This is a genomic window from Candidatus Thalassolituus haligoni (genome assembly GCF_041222825.1).
In the GTDB taxonomy this organism is placed as follows: Bacteria; Pseudomonadota; Gammaproteobacteria; order Pseudomonadales; family Oceanobacteraceae; genus Oceanobacter; species Oceanobacter antarcticus.
The window spans coordinates 2,425,186-2,443,877 of sequence record NZ_CP139482.1 but is presented as its reverse complement, the minus strand read 5'-3'; the positions used below and the strand labels follow the sequence as shown (position 1 = coordinate 2,443,877).

At 54.3% G+C, this 18,692-nt stretch carries 12 protein-coding genes; 5 read left to right on the top strand and 7 right to left on the bottom strand.

Annotation, left to right across the window (positions count from 1 at the left end):
- Positions 1-78: 78 nt before the first annotated feature.
- Positions 79-585, bottom strand: a complete 507-nt coding sequence (locus tag SOJ49_RS10925; RefSeq protein WP_369854538.1) for a M48 family metallopeptidase — start codon at positions 583-585, stop codon at positions 79-81.
- 124 nt (positions 586-709) lie between these two features.
- Here SOJ49_RS10925 and gcvA point away from each other — a divergent pair, with 124 nt between their 5' ends.
- The 4 genes from gcvA (at position 710) to SOJ49_RS10905 (ending at position 5,333) form a co-directional block, all read left to right on the top strand.
- The gene (gene gcvA / locus SOJ49_RS10920; protein ID WP_369854537.1) at positions 710-1,615 is read left to right on the top strand and encodes a transcriptional regulator GcvA; all 906 of its coding nucleotides are present in this window, start codon (positions 710-712) and stop codon (positions 1,613-1,615) included.
- A gap of 169 nt (positions 1,616-1,784) precedes the next feature.
- On the top strand, positions 1,785-2,924 hold the full coding sequence (locus SOJ49_RS10915) for a hypothetical protein (protein ID WP_369854536.1): 1,140 nt from the start codon (positions 1,785-1,787) through the stop codon (positions 2,922-2,924).
- A gap of 380 nt (positions 2,925-3,304) precedes the next feature.
- A complete protein-coding gene (locus SOJ49_RS10910; protein WP_369854535.1) occupies positions 3,305-4,456 on the top strand; it encodes an alpha/beta hydrolase family protein in 1,152 nt (383 codons plus the stop codon).
- A 145-nt stretch (positions 4,457-4,601) separates the two neighbouring features.
- A complete protein-coding gene (locus SOJ49_RS10905) occupies positions 4,602-5,333 on the top strand; it encodes a hypothetical protein (protein WP_369854534.1) in 732 nt (243 codons plus the stop codon).
- A 211-nt stretch (positions 5,334-5,544) separates the two neighbouring features.
- On the opposite strand, the gene SOJ49_RS10900 is transcribed toward SOJ49_RS10905, so the two are convergent.
- The 6 genes from SOJ49_RS10900 to SOJ49_RS10875 form a co-directional block, all read right to left on the bottom strand.
- Positions 5,545-8,955 (bottom strand): glycoside hydrolase family 9 protein, encoded by a 3,411-nt coding sequence (locus SOJ49_RS10900; RefSeq protein WP_369854533.1) that lies wholly within the window; start codon positions 8,953-8,955, stop codon positions 5,545-5,547.
- Positions 8,956-9,320: 365 nt separating this feature from the next.
- A complete protein-coding gene (locus SOJ49_RS10895; RefSeq protein ID WP_369854532.1) occupies positions 9,321-9,998 on the bottom strand; it encodes a response regulator in 678 nt (225 codons plus the stop codon).
- Complete coding sequence (locus SOJ49_RS10890) at positions 9,995-11,389, bottom strand: cache domain-containing protein (RefSeq protein WP_369854531.1); 1,395 nt, start codon at positions 11,387-11,389, stop codon at positions 9,995-9,997. Before SOJ49_RS10890 ends, SOJ49_RS10895 begins: the two co-directional genes overlap by 4 nt.
- A gap of 68 nt (positions 11,390-11,457) precedes the next feature.
- On the bottom strand, positions 11,458-12,750 hold the full coding sequence (locus SOJ49_RS10885) for a TRAP transporter large permease subunit (RefSeq protein ID WP_369854530.1): 1,293 nt from the start codon (positions 12,748-12,750) through the stop codon (positions 11,458-11,460).
- Positions 12,747-13,277: a TRAP transporter small permease subunit gene (locus SOJ49_RS10880; RefSeq protein WP_369854529.1), complete on the bottom strand. Its 531-nt coding sequence runs from the start codon at positions 13,275-13,277 to the stop codon at positions 12,747-12,749. The genes SOJ49_RS10885 and SOJ49_RS10880 overlap by 4 nt, the downstream gene beginning before the upstream one ends.
- Positions 13,278-13,401: 124 nt before the next feature.
- The gene (locus tag SOJ49_RS10875; protein ID WP_369854528.1) at positions 13,402-14,484 is read right to left on the bottom strand and encodes a TRAP transporter substrate-binding protein; all 1,083 of its coding nucleotides are present in this window, start codon (positions 14,482-14,484) and stop codon (positions 13,402-13,404) included.
- A 492-nt stretch (positions 14,485-14,976) separates the two neighbouring features.
- Between SOJ49_RS10875 and putA the strand changes: the two genes are divergently transcribed.
- On the top strand, positions 14,977-18,681 hold the full coding sequence (putA, locus tag SOJ49_RS10870; RefSeq protein ID WP_369854527.1) for a bifunctional proline dehydrogenase/L-glutamate gamma-semialdehyde dehydrogenase PutA: 3,705 nt from the start codon (positions 14,977-14,979) through the stop codon (positions 18,679-18,681).
- Positions 18,682-18,692 lie beyond the last annotated feature (11 nt).

The following is an 18,692-nucleotide window of genomic DNA, read 5'->3' as shown; positions in this document are numbered from 1 at the left end:
TTCGCGACTTTGACCGGCCAGGGTCAGCCCCTCTATGTCAGCCCCTCTATGTCAGCTTCTCTATGTCAGCCTGGTTTGTCACCACAAATCGCCGTATAAATCCCGGTGACAAAGGTACAGCCGTACATCCAGCTCCAGCTGGAAGTAGTCCGGTTCCATATGCTGGCAGAGTTTGTAAAACGCCTTGTTGTGGGCTTTTTCTTTCAGATGGGATAGCTCATGAACAATAATCATGCGCAGAAAGGCTTCGGGGCTGTTGCGAAACAGCGTCGAGATCCGAATTTCGTTTTTGGCCTTCAGTTTGCCTCCCTGCACCCGGCTGACAAAGGTATGCAGCCCCAGGGCGTGCTCAACCACATGAATTTTGTCGTCGTAAATTACTTTGCTGATCGGCGGCGACGAACGCATATAGCGGTTTTTGAGATCTTGAGCATAGTCATACAGTAACCCGGACGACAGCTGGTGGGCCTGTGGATGGCGCTGTTTGAGCAGGCTGCCGAGTTGGTTGCTATTCAGCAGCTGGCTGGCCTGGTGCTGGACGTCGCTGGAGTAGGCCGACAAATAACGTAGCGGATGGGGATTCATAAAACCGGCAGATTCAGGGTGGTTACGGAGTAGGGGGGTGATTGTAACAGAGTCGTATTGATGGTTGAAAAGACGCTGTATTACACCCATTATGCTGAAATAAACTCATCCTTCAGGAACCTTGATGCGTCGTTTGCCGCCACTGAATGCCTTGCGAGTATTTGAAGCATCGGCCAGAAAATCCAGCTTTGTTGCCGCTTCCGAGGAGTTGGCTGTGACCGCATCGGCAGTCAGTCACCAGATCAAAACACTTGAAGAATACTTGGGCGTTCAGCTGTTCAGCCGCAACAAGCGTAAAGTCGAGCTGACGTCGGCAGGAGAGCAATACCTCAACGGCATCAAACACGCGCTGGATGAAATTGAAGTCGCGACCCAGCGACTCACCAGCAGCCACGAAACCAATGTTGTCCAGATCAGCGTGGCACCCAATTTTCTGACTCGCTGGCTGATGCCGCATATGTCCCGCTTTCAGGAGTTGTACCCGGATATCGAGCTGCAAATCAATGCCTCGCAAGGTTTGATCGATTTCAACCGCGTCAGCACCGATATTGCCATTTATTACGGTAATGGCGAGTGGGATGACATCGAAACCCACTTCCTCTGCAAGGTCATGCTGGTGCCGGTGTGCAGTCCGTTGCTGATGAGCGGCAAATACCCGCTGGAAAAACCCAATGACTTACGCCGTCATACGCTGATTTACGTCAGCAAGCGCAAGTGGGAATGGGAAGACTGGATGCACCAGGCGGGTGTTGGCAACCTGGTGCCGAAGGGCAGTTTGCAGATGTCGAGCAGCCAGCTGGCCACTGCGGCTGCACAGGAAAACCTCGGTGTGGCCCTGGCAGACAGTACGCTGACCTCCCGTGAAATTGCTTCCGGGCGGCTGATCGTTCCCTTCGATATTCAGCTGGATACTCACAAGGCCTTTTATCTGGTGTATCGCAAAAATCGTCCGCTCACGGCTGGCATGAAAGCCTTCAAGGAATGGATGATGAGCGAAATGACAGGTGAGACAGACGCAGCAGCCTCATAACAGGCTGCTGAAAAGCGTGCGTTGCTTCCCTCCCATGACAAATACAGCAATGCCGTTGATCGGGTAGATAAGTGCGTGATGCTGCTCATATATTGGTGGGCGGCTGTTACAGTCGATTGTCTGGTTGGCGTAAGCAGACTGTCTTACCTTAAATTATCGGAGATCAAACATGCCGGGCGTAGGCAAAGGTTTACTCGGATTGGCGTTATTGCTGTTGGTTGTTACCCGTTCGTTTGCGGGTGTTTATGAAGATGTAAAGGTTAGCGCCGATTGCTATCGCTCTCAGGCGCTGTGCAGCAAGGAAGATCTGGTAAAGCAAAAAATTCTGAAAGCGTGCAGCAAGCGTCCGGATTTGTGCGACGTCAAAAAAAGCCGACTGATGGCCTACCGGCCAAATTATTCGCTGTTTCAGGTGACGGATAAAGACGACAATGCGATTGAAGCCCATTACTCGTTTAAATACCTGTTTACCAAACCCCATTGTATGCCACTGAAACTGTTGAATGCCGACGGCGGCAAAAAATCAGTGCCGGAAATAGACTGTCTGGAAAATTATCGCAACCGCTGGGAAGCCTTCTTTTCTTATACCGGCGAATTTGATTTTTATGCCGCTACCCGGCCATCCAGCCCGGTGATTAACCGGATCAGTAATCCGGCGCTTCATTATCGCAAATACTATCGCGATGTGTATTGGGGCGATACGGCGCTGGAATGGTTCAATATCAGTGTGGAACACCGATCCAATGGTCAGGTAATCAGCGCCAAAAAGACATATAACAATCCGGCGTCGCCCTATTATGGCCAATATATTGCCCAGGTTGAGCTGGACAGTGGCGGCTACGAATACTTCGACTCGATCAGTCGCAGTGCCAACTACTTGGCACTGGAAGGCAAGTTTAATACGGTTGGGCGTGATGCTGATGACGATGATTGCAGCAGTCGGCTGTCCTGTTTCAGTTTCTGGGTGAGCAGCAAGCTCTATTTAACCGACGACTCCAAGGTCTATTGGGGTAAGCAGGCCAACAGCGGGCTGCGTATCAATGATTACGACCGGGTGAATCTGGTCTTGAATAAACCCTTCAAAACCCCGTTTGCCGCCATTCCGGAAATGGAGCTGGGGGTGGAATGGGTGATTGGCGATCAGGGGCTGGGAACGGATTCCTACGACATTCACCTGATGCTGCCGTGGATTCCGGCTAATAACCTGGAAATTCCGTTTTTTATCAAAGCGCATTTTGGTGCCATGAATACGCTTTCGGACTATACCCGCAAGCAAAACTCCATTGGCATCGGCTTCAAGTTGCGCTGATCAAGCCGCAAGTTATCTGGACGTTCCTCTATCACGGCCTGTGGCTGCGTAATGTGGCTCAGCATCGGCTTGCTTTTTCTGTCCTGATTTGTCGATACCTCCCATGGGATCAAACGATTTCACCGATACCTGTATCCTCGTTAGCCTGTCCTTGTAACTAAAGATGCCGGCGTGCCGGTGTCTGCAACTCGCTGGTACGAGAACAATAACAATGCGCTTTATTTCCTTTTTAAGCGCCGGTTCGGATACACGCGTCTGCTGATTTAACGCAGGGCGTCATCTTTCCGTATTACCGGTGGTTGCTATTCCACTCCGGGTTGATGACGCTCAGGTCTTGGCTATTGGCTGGCAGATAACTGCTGGGCCATGAGGAGAATTCTATGTTTGAACCATTCCCGGGGAATTACGTCTGGAACCTGCAAACCAACCTGGCGTTGGTGTGTGGTGGTAACCATGGTGAGGTGGACGTTGCCATTCGTCCTATCAAGGAAGCGGCAGCGAAGGGTGAGGACGCGGGCACGGCGCTGTTGTTCGACAGCTGGATTGCGGTAGCTGATCAAGTCACTAAAAACGCCGAAGCCGATGAAGCCGCTGGTTATACCCTGTCTGCGGGCACCAAGTATGGTCGTGCCTTTGGTTATTACCTGTCGGCTGAGCGGATGCAGTCGCGGGATTACGCCCCACGCTGGGAAGCTTACGATAAAGGTCTGGAGTTGTTCCGCAAGTACGTGCAATGCCGGGGTCTGCACATCGATTTTGTTGAAATCCCCTACGGCGATACGTCTTACCCGGCAATTTTTGTCCACGATGGCAGCGGCATCAAACGTCCGGCGTTGGTGTCCTGTAATGGTCTGGATTCCATGAAAGAACAGGTTTATATGGCGGGCCATGGGGAATCGAACCTCGAACGTGGCATGTACACCCTGTTTGTGGATCAGCCAGGAACTGGCGAAGCGCTGCGCAAGCGTGGCCTGACAGCGGTTTATAACAGTGAAGCCTGGGCCACTCCGGCGTATGACTATCTGGCGTCTCGTGCCGATGTGGACGAGAACAAAATCGGTATGTTCGGTTTGTCACTGGGTGGTTATTACGCTCCTCGCGCAGCCGCCAACGAGCCGCGTTTTGCCTTGTGTGCGGTGATGGGTGCCAACCATTTATGGGGCGATTTGCAACACCGTCGCCAGCAGCGTGAAGGGGAAAATCCGGTGCCGCATTACTGGGATCACGTAATGTGGGTCTGGGGCCATGACAACATGGATTCCTTTATGAAGTACTGTGACAACATCACGCTGGATGGGCAGATCGAAAAAATCCATATGCCATTCTTGATCACTCATGGCCAGGGCGATCGTCAGGTGCCGGTATCGGACGCCTATCGCAGCCAAGAACAGGCAGTGAACGCGGCCAAGTGTGATATCCGTGTTTTCACGCCCGAAGATTTCGAAATTGAACACTGCGGTGCCGATAACGGTACGGCGATGCGTGATTTTATCGCCGACTGGTGTGCGCAAACCTTTGCAGCAATGGACTGATTCAGTCTGTCTGCAAGTTCGTGGCTGTAACCCCGAATAATACCTTTTGAATGAACCCTGACCCTTGGTGCCACCGCTGCACCGAGGGTTCAGGGTTTTTCCGGGTGTGGATTCTCCAATAAAAATAACAAACTGAGGTAGCCCCATGATTTCGATTAAATCCTGGCTGGTGGTATGGACACTGGCATTAGTGATGGCTTTGACATCGCTCTCTGTTCAGGCCCGGATCAACTCGGTAACGGAAGCCCGATTGCAGTCGTTAAATGGCCTCAGTAACTTGTTGATGTTTTATAACCCCAGTTTTGAAAACCGCGACCCTGGTTTGCAACAACAGTATTGGGAGGCATTTGAAGACGTTCGTGCATGGGCGGCCAAGCAGTCCTATGCCAATGAGCTGAGTCAGCCGATAGATAATCTGATCAAGTCGATTAAACGGTTGGAAGCAGAGCCTGAAGAATACGCTCATATGCGGCCAGTCTGGATCAATAAAGTTGTTCAAAACCATGCCCGGCTGGAACAGCTATTACAGCCTCACGACAAGGCGAATACCCCGGAAACCCGTATGGCGCTGTATTTGTCGATGCAGAATCTGGCTTATCAAACGGGCACTTTCAGTTCGATTAATATGCTGTTGATGGATGGCCGGCCAGACATTATGGAATTGCTGGATACGGAAATAGAAAAGGAATTAACCATCATCAGGCAAACGGCCCAATCAAAGGATCTGGTCACCAAGCTGGAGACTCGTTACCAGTTTATTCGTCCACGCCTGGTAGGGCATCAGGAAAAATGGGTGCCGAATCTGGTGTCTTATTATTACCACAGCATGGTCGAGCTACTGGGTCAGATTCAGTCCGAGCCGATCGTATCAGGGTAGTTGGTCAGTTACGAAGCGCGCCAGGACTTCGCTAAACGGAGTTGCTTGCAAGTACTCATGGGCACATCTATCAATAACTGCGCTTGATGCAGCACCCTCATGCTCTGCAGATTAGCCTTCGCATTGAGGAGACGATGCGTGAATCCAAAAAAGCCACCCGGTGATAACACCGGATGGCAATCGCGGGGGCTTGCTCGGCTGTGTTAGTGGTTTATTGGCAAATGTCGCCAGTGACTGTCACGCTGGGTGCGCCGCTGCTGCCTTTGTCGCCCTGAAAACCAAAGGAGACCGTCGCTCCCGGTGCAATACTGCTGTTCCAGGAGACGGGTATCGCAGTGATCGGATCGCTGCCGCTGAAGCTGGCGTTCCAACCGCTGGTCATGGTGCTGCCATCGGTAAAGCTCCAGCTGACGGCCCAGCCATCGATGTTGCTGCTGCCAGTATTGGTCAGGTCGACACGTCCGGTGTAGCCGGTATTCCACTCATCTTCAATAGTGAAGCTGCAAGCGGCTGTGCCAGTATCACCTGTCTCGGTGCCGGTATCTGTACCAGTATCCGTTCCAGTATCGGTGCCTGTCGTGCCTGATGCATCGTTACAGCCGCCGGAACTGAAGTTGCCATCATGAGCCAGCTGGAAACCGAAGCTGTAGCTTGCACCTGCTGCCAGACTGCCACCGGTTGCAATGATATCGCTGCCGCTGAGTGCCACGCTCGCTCCCCAGCTGTTGGCGATACTGGTTGCGCCATTGACGGGTAGTACGACGGTCCAGGCAGCGGCACTGTCGCCAAGGTTGGTGACGACGATATCGTTGAATACGGCACCGGTATTCCATTCGTCGATGGTGCCGATACTGCAGTCAAAACTGCCTGGTTGGGCTTCGGCTACGGTGACACTTTGTGTCGAGGTATCACTGTCTTCGCCATCGCTGACGGTCAGGGTGATGTCATAACTACCTGCAGTACTGTAGCTATAGTTGCTGGTCACACCAGAAGCGCTATTACCGTCGCCGAGATCCCATTGATAGGTCAGCGTATCGCCATCGTCATCGGTAGATGCACTGGCGTCGAGGTTGATGTTCAGGAAGCTGTTGCTGACACTGAACGCGGCAACAGGGGCACTGTTGGGCGGTGCGACGATGGCATTCAGTGTCAGTGTGGCACTGGCCCCAGTCGCTGTACCGCTTTCATCAAGACCGGTCAGGGAGACAGTAAAGCTGCCGGTGGTTGACGGGGCGGTCAGGGTCACAGCGCCACTGGCATTGGCGCTGGCCACGACGCCGCCGTTGAGTTGAATCTCGACCGAATCGACATTGGACATGTCGAAGCTGAGGACAAAATCACTGCCTTGAATGATATCGCTGCCATCCACCGGGGAGCTGATGCTGACCGCTGGCACAATAGGTTCTTCCACCGTGATGCTGACAATAGCAGGGGTTGAGCTGGCCCCCTGATCATCGACAACCACATAGGTGAAGCTGTCGCTGCCAAAGTAGCCGCTGGCGGGAGTGTAATCGGCGCTGCTTGCCGTGATGGTTACGCTGCCGTGGCTTGGCGCGGTATCGAGTTGATAGCCATTGATGCTGCCATCTTCATCACTGCCACTGAGGCTGATACTAACGGCTGTTTCATATGGTGTGGTCGTACTGGTTGCGGTCGCGGATGGAATACAGTTGATACCAGTGTCAGCACCACAGGCTGGCGTTGGTTCGGTTCCCCAAACCAGTACCCCGGCGTCGTAAAGGGCGATTTTTGGGGCGTCGATCAACGCGCTGGTGTAGTTGTCCCAAGACGGATCGTCACTGTTATCCCAGTCGCTGTCGTTGGTATTGGTCGGTAGCGACAAGCGGAATTGCACTTCCTTTTTCTCATCCGACTGGCCACCGGGGAATATATTAATACCGGCAAAGGATATGTCGACGTAGTAAATATTATCAGATGGATCACCCCATGACGTCAGCTGGCTGATAGCGCTGGCCTGGCTGTAAGCGGTCGAAACCGTGACATCTGTTGCGGCATATCCTGCGGCTATTTCGCTGCTGAGATCAACCCAGTAACGCATCGTCAGCGCATTGCTGATACGGGCAGGCCAGGCTGAACGGTTATGTACCTGGGTGGCCAGCTCGACAAAGCGGGGGCCGCTGGCGTTAACCTTGGCTTCGACAAAAAACTCGGTATCACGTACTTCTGCGGGTGGAAATTCGCTCTCGGCGATGGGACTACCACCAAAGTCGAGATAGAGGCGTGCCAGCGCCGAGGTGAAACCGGCGTTGTAGTCGGTGGCAACTTCATTGGCAACATAATCGGTACGATCATCGGTATAGCTGTCGCCGCTGGCTGGCCCACCGACCAGTGCGCCAATCAGCAGGTGGCGGCTTTGAACCGGGGTGCTGATGTTATCTGCCCAGCTGCCGTGGGCCGTACGATGGTGCGGGTTGAGTGGCCCTGACGAGGTCAGACCAATCTGGTAGGGGTGACCCATCGGGTTGTCACCCAGCAGGTATTCAAGCTGGCTGGTGGCGAAGTTGTAGTAGCTGTTGATGCGGCTGTTGGATGGCTCAATGGATTTGAGGTAGTCCGAATACACCAGTGCGACCCAGGCGGTATTGGCCGCATAGCGGTTGGCACCCCATTGATCCAGCTGTGCCAGGCCACCGGCGGTGTAAGGGACTTGCTCACCGTTGTAGCCGGTACTCCAGTAATCGAGCCAGCGCTCGGCATCGGCCCGGTACTGGCTTTCGCCGGTCAGCTGCGCCAGCAGTACATAGGAACCGTAAGACTTGTCGTCCCAGGCCTGGGTCCATTTGTAGGATTTGTTGCTGCTTTGGCCTTCAGTGCCGAGCTGGTTATAGTCGGTTTTGGCGTTAGTCAGATAGGTGTTGTTACCAGTGGCCTTGTACAGCCAGGCCGCAGACCAGACCAGTTCATCTTGATAACCGCTCCAGGAATTGTAGAACGACTGGGCGTCGGTAATGCAATCGGAATATTTGCCCTGAAAGTTTTTTGCGAAGTCGTACAGCTGTTCTGCGTGAGTCAGCAGGGTGGCTGAGTAGGTCGGATCGTCGCTGGCAAATACCATGGCGATGGCGGCGAGCGCGGCGGCGGTTTCACCAGCCAGGTCGGAGCCAGGGCAGGATTCAGTAATGGCGTAGGAGGGACGGGTTGATGCTGCTCCCGAAGTGGCATGCATTACTTCGGCAGGCCCCCACCATGCGTGGTCACTGGAGCCGGTGCCAACCTGACCGTACAACACATGGGGAGCAGGGTGGGCATTAACAAAATAATCGGCGACAAAACGCAGATTGTTCTTGATATGAACCATTTGGCCGGATTGGGTGTAAGCCGCAGGGTTTTCGATCACACCCCAAGCCAGCATGGTGGCGGAAGCGGCCATCGGCAAACCGAATTTGACGTGGTCGCCGGCATCAAACCATCCGCCGGTCAGATCAACGCCGTTGTCGGCACCGTCGTCAGGGGTAGAGTCGCCGCGCCATTCCACCCTATTCCAGGCAGGTAACTCACCGGCTTGTTGGGCTTCGTAAAAATAGATGGATTTTTGTAACGCTTCGCCGTAGTTGGGGCTGGCATGAGCTTGCGTTCCGATGGCGGCAATGGCGAGAGACAAAAGTGTTTTCCTTAACCTGACAAATTTCAACTGATCCATGAACCCTATCTCCTTTGGTCGTTAACTTTTAGGAAGTTACGACCGCAGCATAAGCGGGTGTTGATGTATGATATGTGCGTCAGTTCACGAACGTGGATTGTTGGGCAATTCACGATGTGATGGCGCTTTTTGATACCTGAAAAATAATTAGACTCTCTGCGACAGTCAGCGACTGGTGGCTGGTTATTGAATAACCGATCGTCGATATAACCGCAGAGTATATAACCGCGAGTCTATCTTGTTGACAGCAAGGATAAGAGAGGAATTGGGTGTTGACTGAACGTTCGTGAGCGTCAGGCTGCCGCTGGGCAGCCTGACGAACAGGTTTATACGGGTTTGCCAATACCGTGATCAAGGGCGTAACGAATCAGACCGGCGGAGTTGTTGATGCCCAGTTTCTGTTTGATCTTCAGCCGGTGAGCTTCTACGGTACGTACCGAAATGCTCAGCTGGCTGGCGATTTCCTTGTTACCCATGCCTTCGGTCAGTAAGGCCAGTACGTCGGTTTCGCGGGGGCTGAGTGCCTGTTGGCCATGGCTGCCTGCGGATAGCCGGGTTGGCGCTGTGCCGAACTCGCTGAACAGGGTTTTGGCCACGCTGGAACTGAAGTAGGTGCCGCCCTGAAAGACTGTCTGCACCGCCAGCAGCAGCTCTTCGGTCGGTACGTCTTTTAATACATAGCCTGCCGCACCGGCCTGTACAGCCTTGAGAATGTATTCGCGGTTATCGTGCATGGTGACAATCAGCAGGCGAATTTCTGGCAAGCGCTGGCGAAAGGACTTACAGGCTTCCAGGCCTCCCATAACCGGCATGGAAATATCCAGCAAGACCACGTCTGGCCCCAGCAAGGCCGCCTGTTCCAGTGCTTGTTGACCATTGCTGACATCGGCGATTACTTCGATAAAGTGTTCGCTCTCCAGGCTGACCTTCAGCCCTTCTCTCACCATCGGATGATCGTCCGCGATCAACAGACGAATAAGCGGACGCGCGCGGGTGGTGTTCATTTGGGTTCCTTGCTGAGTACTGGGCCCCGCGCCAGTTCCGGCTCCGGGTTGAGCAGAAAAGCTGCTTTCACAAGTGTACCTTTGGTACGTCGACTGCGAACACTAAACTTTCCTCCTAGTAGCTCGACCCGTTCACGCATGTTCATCAGGCCAATACCGCTGGCATCTTCGTCACTGGCGAAACCGCAGCCGTTGTCTCCCATGGTCAGTACCAGTTGCTGAAAACTGGCGGTCAGACTGAGGGTGACCTGGGTTGCTCTGGCGTGTTTGCGGATATTGGTAATGGCTTCCTGCACGACGCGATAGATGGTCATTTCTATGGCATCGGGCAGGCGTTCCCGTGGCAGCCGGATACGGCGGCGGGTATCGATGTGGGATTGTTCTTCAAGCTCATCCAGCAGGCCATGTAACGCGGCTTCCAGTCCCAGATCATCCAGCAACACCGGGCGCAGGTTATGGGAGATGCGGCGGATTTCCTGAATGGCGATATTCAGTTGTTCGACGGCTTTGGTTTGATGCTCCAGCGCCTGGCGGTCTGGCCATTGTTTGTCGGCAAGATTCAGCCGCAATTTGGCCGACACCAGCAGCTGGTTGATGCCATCGTGTAATTCTCGGGCAAAATGACGCCGCTGTATCACCTGGAAGGTCACAAACCGGTTGGCCAGCTGTTGCAAGTGCTGATCGGCCAGTTGGGTGGTGTGCATATTGACCAGGGTGACAATCAGCACCACGGTCGAGAGGGTGACAATCAGCAAAATGGTTGAAGCCCAGACACTGTTACGCACATTGCTGGCGACCTTTTGCTTCATCAGGGCAATTTCTTTGGCAATGTCGTCAACATACAGGCCGGTACCCATCATCCATCCCAATTCCGGGATCTGGACGACATAGCTGAGTTTGTTGACGTCGTTGCCATCGGTCGGCTTACGCCAGAGGTACTGGTAATAACCGCCGCCAGCTTTGGCGATATTGAGCAAATCACGTATGACGAACTGACCGTTTTCATCCTGCAGGCCAATCAGATCCTGTCCTTCCAGATTCGGCTGGGTGGGGTGTACCAGATTGATGCCATCGGGGGTGTAGGCAAAAAAGTAGCCATCGCTGCCATAACGCATACCACGCAGTTGATGCTTGATTTGGTATTCGGCAATCGAGTGTTCAAGGCCGCCGTCGAGTTGTTCGAGGACTGGAAAGATGGAGTTCATGGCCAGATGGACGTGGTTTTTCAGCGCCTCGCGGCGGCTGGCCATCAGATTTTCTTCAAAAATATCGACTTGTTGTTGCGCCAGCTCCTTGGCCTGTCGCTGATACATCCAGCTGATGGTCAGTGACAGCGCAATCAGTGGCAGTACGGTCAGCAACAGGATTTTGGCTTTGAGAGACAGATTCACCGGTAATGTCGATTCTTTTTATGGTTGTTTTAGCCCATACGACAAGTATGGGCTGACGGGTTTGGCTCCTAGTCAACCAGACCGTAAAACTCAGGGAACATCATAATGGAAACTACCACACCTACCTGCATCAGAATGAAGGGAATAACGCCCTTGTAGATATCCGTGGTCTGCACCTGTGGCGGTGAGACGCCTTTCAGATAAAAGAGCGCAAATCCAAACGGCGGTGTCAGAAAGCTGGTTTGCAGGTTCATCGCAATCAGAATAGCAAACCACAGCGGTGCTACTCCCAGCGAGTCGGCGACTGGTGCCAGAATCGGGACGATAATAAAGCTGATTTCAACGAAATCGATAAAGAAGCCGAGAATCAGAATCGCCACCATCGACAGGATCAGGAAGCCGATTTCACCACCCGGCAGGTTGGTCAGGATTTCTTCAACAATGTAGTCGCCACCGGTGTAGGTGAAGGCCATGCTGAAGGCGGTGGCACCGAGCAATATCGCGAATACCATAGCGGTGATCTTGACGGTTTCCTGAGCCGACTGATAAAGCATTTTCCAGCTGAACTGGCCGTACACAGTCGCCAGTAAAATCGCACCAATACCGCCCAGAGCCGAGGATTCGGTCGGCGTGGCGACACCAGCAAAGATCGATCCCAGTACCACCAGAATTAACGCCAGCGGCGGAATAATGGCGATGATCGCCTGGGTGTACATCTGGGTTCTGGTATTGCCGTCGTCTTCGATGGGGAGCGCCGGGGCGGCTTCCGGTTTGAGGAAGGAATACACCAGGATGTAGAGGATATAAATGCCAATCAGAATAAAGCCGGGCATCACTGCTGCCTGGAACAGGTCGCCGACCGGAATCCCCATCACGTCACCCAGAATAATCAGGATAATGGACGGTGGAATAATTTGCCCCAGCGTTCCAGAAGCACAAATAGTGCCGCAGGCCAGGGACTTGTCGTAGTTGTACTTCAGCATCACGGGTAAGGAGATCAGACCCATGGCCACGACAGAGGCACCGACCACGCCGGTCGAAGCCGCCAGCAGGGCACCAACCAGCACGGTTGAGATCGCCAAACCGCCACGAACCCGGCCAAACAGCTTGCCCATGGCTTCCAGTAATTGTTCCGCCAGTCGGGTGCGTTGCAGCACGATGCCCATAAAAATAAACAGTGGAACCGCCATCAGGGTGACGTTTTCCATAATGCTTTGAATACGGAACGGCATAAAGGCGAACATGTCCGGGCCTTCGGCAATAACGCCGAAAATCAGTGCCACACCGCCAAAGGTAAAGGCCACCGGGAAGCCGAACATCAGCATCAGCAGGGCCACAATAAACATCACAATACCAATCACAGTGCTGCCTCCTTATGGTGTTCGTGTTTGACGCCACGTAACTCGTTAACGGCGCTGAGAATCATGCCGACGCCGGAGATTGACGTAGCAAAAAAGGCCAACGGGATAACGGCCTTGATTACCCAGCGGGCGGGCAAGCCACCGGGATCGCCGGAGGTTTCACCCAGCTCCCAGGCTTCGTGGGCAAAACCGATGCCGTAATAACCCACCAGCAGGCAGAAGGGCAGTAACAGCAGCAGGCCGCCACCAATATCAATCCAGTTTTTCATCGCCATCGGCAAACGCTCATAAACCAGATCGACACGGACATGGCCTTCGGCTCTCAGGGTGTAGGGCACGGCCAGCATGAACATGGCGGCAAACAGGTGCCATTCCATTTCCTGGGAGCCAATAAATACGGTGTTTAGCGCATAGCGCAGGACAACGTCGATAAAGACGTTCACCAACATGATCAGAAACAGTACGGCGGATATCGTACCGAGCAGATCGGAAAAGCGATTAATCGCTCGCTCAAGCCGAACTAACATAACTTTCTCCCTTGGGGGTACTTTTTTGGGTACTTTGGGAAGCAGGGCAGATGCCTGACTCTGCCCCTGGCAGGCTGACGGTCGGGGGTGACCCTGTGGTCAGCTGCCATGAATCACCGGGGGCTTACTGGCCGACGGAGATACTGTTCAGATAGGCCTTGTCGGAAATATCCGTCCAGGCGCGGGCTTTTTTCATGTAGCTGGCCTGGGAGTCGAGAATTTCCTTGGCCAGTGGGTCTTCTGCCGCTTTTTCAGCCAGCAGTTCGTCGTTGGCCTTGCGCATGGCGGCGATCACATCGGCAGGGAAAGTTTTGATCTTGACGTTGGGGTATTCGGTGCTGATCACGTCCAGGTTAACGGCGGATTCGTGGTACGACTGAATGTACATTTCGTAGGCCGCTGCACGCATGGAAACCCGCAGGATTTCCTGCAGATCGGCGGGCAGTTTGTCCCAGGTACGCTTGTTAACCAGGAATTGCAGCTCGGTTGCTGGTTCATGCCAGCCGGTGTAGTAGTAGGGTGCAATCTTGTGGAACCCCATACGCAGATCCAGTGACGGACCGACCCATTCCAGCGCGTCAATCGTGCGACGTTCGAGGGCGGTATACAGCTCCCCTGGCGGAATATTGGTCGGGCTGACGCCCAGCTTGGCCATCACTTCTCCGGCAAAGCCCGGAATACGCATTTTCAGGCCCTTGAGATCGTCCAGCGAGTTGATTTCTTTCTGAAACCAGCCGCCCATCTGGTTACCGGTATTACCACCGGGGAAACTCATCAGACCAAACTGGCTGTAGACCTTGTCCATCAGCTGCATACCACCGCCGTAATAAAACCAGGCGTATTGCTCGGGGGCCGTCATACCAAAGGGCATGGTCGTGAAATACAGGGTGTTGGGCACCTTGCCTTTCCAGTAGTAGGAAGCAGAATGGCCCAGATCATACTGCCCGGCACGCACCATATCGAAGACCCCAAAAGGTGCCTTGTGTTTGTTGGCGGAGTCGATGGTGATTTGCAAACGGCCGTTGGACATCTTTTCTGCCATGGCGGCCATGTTACGTGGTGAGTCACCAAAAATCGGGAAGTTGGCTCCCCAGGTTTCAGCCATTTTCAGACGGTAAATCTTGTCCGCTGCCTGGGCACCAGAGGCGACAACCAGACCGCAAAGTCCGGCCAGCAGGCCGCGCTTCAGTTTTGATAATTTGAGCATCTTGTTGTTATCCTTTTTTATAACCCGTCAGAACGACGTCGAGGCGGCGATTGCCTGCACGACCATCAATCGTCTCGTGGAGTTCCTTATAGTCGTCGCAGATGGCTGCTACGGCTATTCGTTGGACTGCGGTTACGCATAGTATTTGTACGTAAATGGCTTTCCTTATCGGGTTATTTTTCTAGGTATTAATACGTACGTAGTCGATAGGTTCTTGGCCTATAAATGTCTGTATTGGCCATCAATACGGTGATTGATAGAAATTCGAAGTGATCGTGGTAGCAATAAAAAAGATAGGTAATTGACCTATGCTACTTTTGTCTAAGTTAGTGTTTGCTGGCTTGTTTGGGCATGTCCAGGGGGACAAAAAACTGCCGACCGGGTTGGAAAAACAGCCAATGGTGGATGAAAATCGGCGCTTATGGGGGATTAATATCCGATTCCCCGCAACGCCAGCAGATTGCTGACAGCCTGATAATGGAGGGCTGCGCCATGACGACTGATATCGAAACGATGCGCCGCGTACTGCGTGAACGGTCTCTTGTGGATGAAACGCAGGCGCTGCATGAGCTGGTAGCACACAGTTGTTTGGCACGGAACCCGACTCAGCGTGGCGCGATTGCCGTGACAGCTGCAGTATTGGTGCAGCGGGTACGTGCCGACAGCCGTTCGACCCTGATGGAAGATTTCCTGGCGGAATATCAGCTCAGCAGCCGTGAAGGGGTGGCTCTGATGAGTCTGGCGGAGGCGCTGTTACGGATACCCGACCGGCTCACCAGAAATGGGCTGATTGAAGACAAGCTGACGTTTGGCAACTGGCATGCACATCGGGGGCATTCGCCTTCTCGCCGGGTTAATAGCGTGACCCGGATATTGATGCTTACGAGCAAATGGCTGGCTCCCACTGTGGATCAGGACAGCGGCTATCGCTGGCGCAGCCTGCGAAAACGACTGGCTCAACCGCTGTTACGGGTCGCCATGCAAGTGGCGATGAAAGAACTCGGTCGCCAGTTTGTGTTGGGGCGAAATATCAGGCAAGCCAGTCTGCGGGCAAGGCCAATAGCAGCCCGTGGTTACACTTTCTCTTACGATATGCTGGGGGAGGCTGCATGTACCGAAAAAGACGCCCAGTTCTATCAGCAGGCCTACCGCCGGGCGATCGTTGCACTGGCACCGCAATGTACTGCAGCGACACTGGCCGACAATCCTGGTATCTCCGTCAAATTGTCCGCCTTGCATCCGCGTTATGAATTTTCCCAGCGTGAACGGGTATTGGTGGAGTTGGTGACGCGCACACGTGAGCTGGCACGTCAGGCGTGTCAGGCGGGCATGGGTTTTAATATTGATGCCGAAGAAGCCGATCGGCTGGATTTGTCGCTCGACGTAATTACTGCGGTATTGCAAGACCCGGAACTGGCGGGTTGGGATGGCTTCGGGGTGGTGGTACAGGCATTTGGCAAGCGCGCCCCTCAGCTTCTGGACTGGCTTTACGCTCTGGCTGGACAGCTGAATCGGCGCATCATGGTGCGGCTGGTAAAGGGCGCTTATTGGGATACTGAAATCAAGCGGGCTCAGGTGCTCGGCCTGGACGGCTTCCCGGTGTATACCCGCAAAGTGCACACGGATGTTGCTTACCTGTGTTGTGCGGAAAAGCTGCTCGGTATGACCGACCGTATTTACCCGCAATTTGCTACCCATAACGCCCATTCGGTTGCTGCAGTGCTGCATTTGGCAGAGCGGCTTGATAAGGACAAATACGAATTCCAGCGCTTGCATGGCATGGGTGAGTCTTTGCATGAGGCCGTGCAGGCGGAATATGGCAGCCGCTGCCGGATTTATGCCCCGGTCGGAGCCTATCGTGATCTGTTGGCGTATCTGGTGCGGCGTCTGCTGGAGAACGGTGCCAATAGCTCGTTTGTCAGTCAGATTGCCGATGCCACCATCGCTCCTGAAACCATCGTCCGGGATCCGTTTGAGCTGGCCGGCGCATTCACACCCGCCCCCAGTGAGCTGATTCTGCCACCGGCACAACTGTTTGGTGACACTCGCCAAAATTCACGTGGTTGGGATATGACCGATCCGCAGGCAGTGGCAAGCCTGCTGTCACAACGGGAGCACTTTGCCCAGATCAAATGGCAAGCCCGGCCGCTGATCGCTGGAACGGTTCAGGGAGGTATGCCGCAATTGGTGATCAATCCGGCGGATCCAGAGGATGTTGTCGGCCAGGTACTCAATGCCAGCCCTGCTGATATTGAAACCGCGATCGTGGCTGCTGTGCGGGGTGCTGCATTGTGGTCTGGCGAGCCGGTTGTTCGTCGGGTCGAGACACTGCAACGACTGGCTGATTTATATGAACAACATGCGGTCGAGCTGTATGCGCTGATCCAGCGCGAAGCCGGAAAAACCCTGGCGGATGCGATGGGCGAGCTGCGGGAAGCCGTCGACTTTGCCCGCTATTACGCCAGTCAGGCACTGTCAGTCGGTTCAGAACGGCGTGGCTGCGGTGTCTTCAGCTGTATATCACCCTGGAATTTCCCATTGGCAATCTTTACCGGCCAGGTGCTGGCCGCCGTTGTTAGCGGTAATGCGGTGCTGGCCAAACCGGCAGAGCAGACGCCATTGGTGGCAGCGAAAGCCGTTGCCCTGATGCACGAAGCAGGCATTCCTGCGGCTGTGGTGCAATTGTTACCGGGTTCCGGTGCCGAGGTGGGTGCTTCGTTGACCACGGATGCCCGCATTCAGGGCGTCTGTTTTACCGGTTCGACGGCAACGGCACAGAGCATTAACCGCGCCATGGCTGGCAGCATGACAGCCAGTGCCCCTTTGATTGCCGAGACCGGCGGACTGAATGCCATGATCGTCGATTCGACTGCTTTGCCGGAGCAAGTGGTTCGCGATGTGCTGGCATCGGCGTTTCAGAGTGCCGGTCAGCGCTGCTCGGCACTGCGGCTTTTGTATTTGCAGGAAGACATTGCCGCTACGCTGCTGGAGATGCTCTACGGTGCCATGGATGAATTGACCGTTGGGTTGCCTTGGCAATTAAAGACGGATATTGGCCCGGTGATTGATGCCGCTGCACGTAATCGGTTTGACGCCTGCGTTGCCGATTTTGCTGCCCGGGGGTGTTTGCTCAAACGTCTGGATCTGCCCCGGCAGCGGCAGGGGTTGTTTGTTGCACCGGCGGTGGTGAAAGTAGCCGGTATTGAAGATATGACGGCAGAGATCTTTGGCCCGCTGCTGCATGTGGCGACGTTCAGGGCAGCGGATCTCGATCGGGTAGTGGATGCAATCAATCGCCAGGGCTACGGCCTGACCTTCGGTCTGCAGACCCGTATGGAGAGCCGTATCGACAGAGTGTGTCGTCGTATCCGTGCGGGCAATATCTACGTTAATCGTAATCAGATTGGTGCCGTTGTTGGCTCACAACCCTTTGGCGGTGAAGGTTTATCGGGTACTGGCCCAAAAGCCGGTGGTCCATTGTATCTTTACCGTTTTCTGCGACGTGAGCCGGAGCCAACAGCGGCGGCGTTTACAGTTGTACCTGCTGGCTCCGACTTCGTCAGTCGCAGCGATCTCGACGATGCCATTCAGGCTGCTCAGGCTGTTCAGGCTGTTCAGCCGATCCCGGCGCTTGCTTTAGCTCTTGATCCGGCTATCCCGACTGTGGATATAGATGCTGCGCAAACCCTGCTACGGCGAGTGAACGATAGTTTTGCCGCGCTGGATATTCAGGTTCGTCTTGATCATCAATCGACACAGTTGTTGCCGGGGCCGACGGGAGAACTGAATCGCTGGTCTTTGTATCCGCGGGGTGTGTTGCTGTGCTGTGGCCCAGGTTTGCAGCGGGCCATGACACAGGCGGCAATGGCTCTGGCCTGTGGTAACCGGGTGGTGGTAGTGGCTCCCGGAGCGGTGGCTGCTGTCGGCCAGTTGCAAGGCAACCACTGGCCGATTCAGGCTTTGGACGGAGTGATTCCCGCTGCCTTGCTCAGCAGCCTCAATGGCTTTGATGCCGTTGTGTGTGGCAAGGCCGAGTGGTTGAGAGATTATCGCAAGGCACTGGCAGCGCGGGAGGGTGCTCTGTTGGCGCTGATCAGCGACGACAGCAACAGCCATCGTTATCTGTTGGAACGCCATGTGTGTATCGACACCGCCGCTGCCGGTGGTAATGCCAGCCTGCTTGCCCGTTCTGGCTAGGTGTGATCTCT

Bases quoted from the DNA above. Each gene is read 5' to 3' on its own strand.
- SOJ49_RS10875 (WP_369854528.1), bottom strand. From the start codon at position 14,484: ATGCTCAAATTATCAAAACTGAAGCGCGGCCTGCTGGCCGGACTTTGC.
- SOJ49_RS10905 (WP_369854534.1), top strand. From the start codon at position 4,602: ATGATTTCGATTAAATCCTGGCTGGTGGTATGGACACTGGCATTAGTG.
- SOJ49_RS10880 (WP_369854529.1), bottom strand. From the start codon at position 13,277: ATGTTAGTTCGGCTTGAGCGAGCGATTAATCGCTTTTCCGATCTGCTC.
- SOJ49_RS10910 (WP_369854535.1), top strand. From the start codon at position 3,305: ATGTTTGAACCATTCCCGGGGAATTACGTCTGGAACCTGCAAACCAAC.
- gcvA (WP_369854537.1), top strand. From the start codon at position 710: ATGCGTCGTTTGCCGCCACTGAATGCCTTGCGAGTATTTGAAGCATCG.
- SOJ49_RS10895 (WP_369854532.1), bottom strand. From the start codon at position 9,998: ATGAACACCACCCGCGCGCGTCCGCTTATTCGTCTGTTGATCGCGGAC.
- SOJ49_RS10915 (WP_369854536.1), top strand. From the start codon at position 1,785: ATGCCGGGCGTAGGCAAAGGTTTACTCGGATTGGCGTTATTGCTGTTG.
- putA (WP_369854527.1), top strand. From the start codon at position 14,977: ATGACGACTGATATCGAAACGATGCGCCGCGTACTGCGTGAACGGTCT.
- SOJ49_RS10925 (WP_369854538.1), bottom strand. From the start codon at position 585: ATGAATCCCCATCCGCTACGTTATTTGTCGGCCTACTCCAGCGACGTC.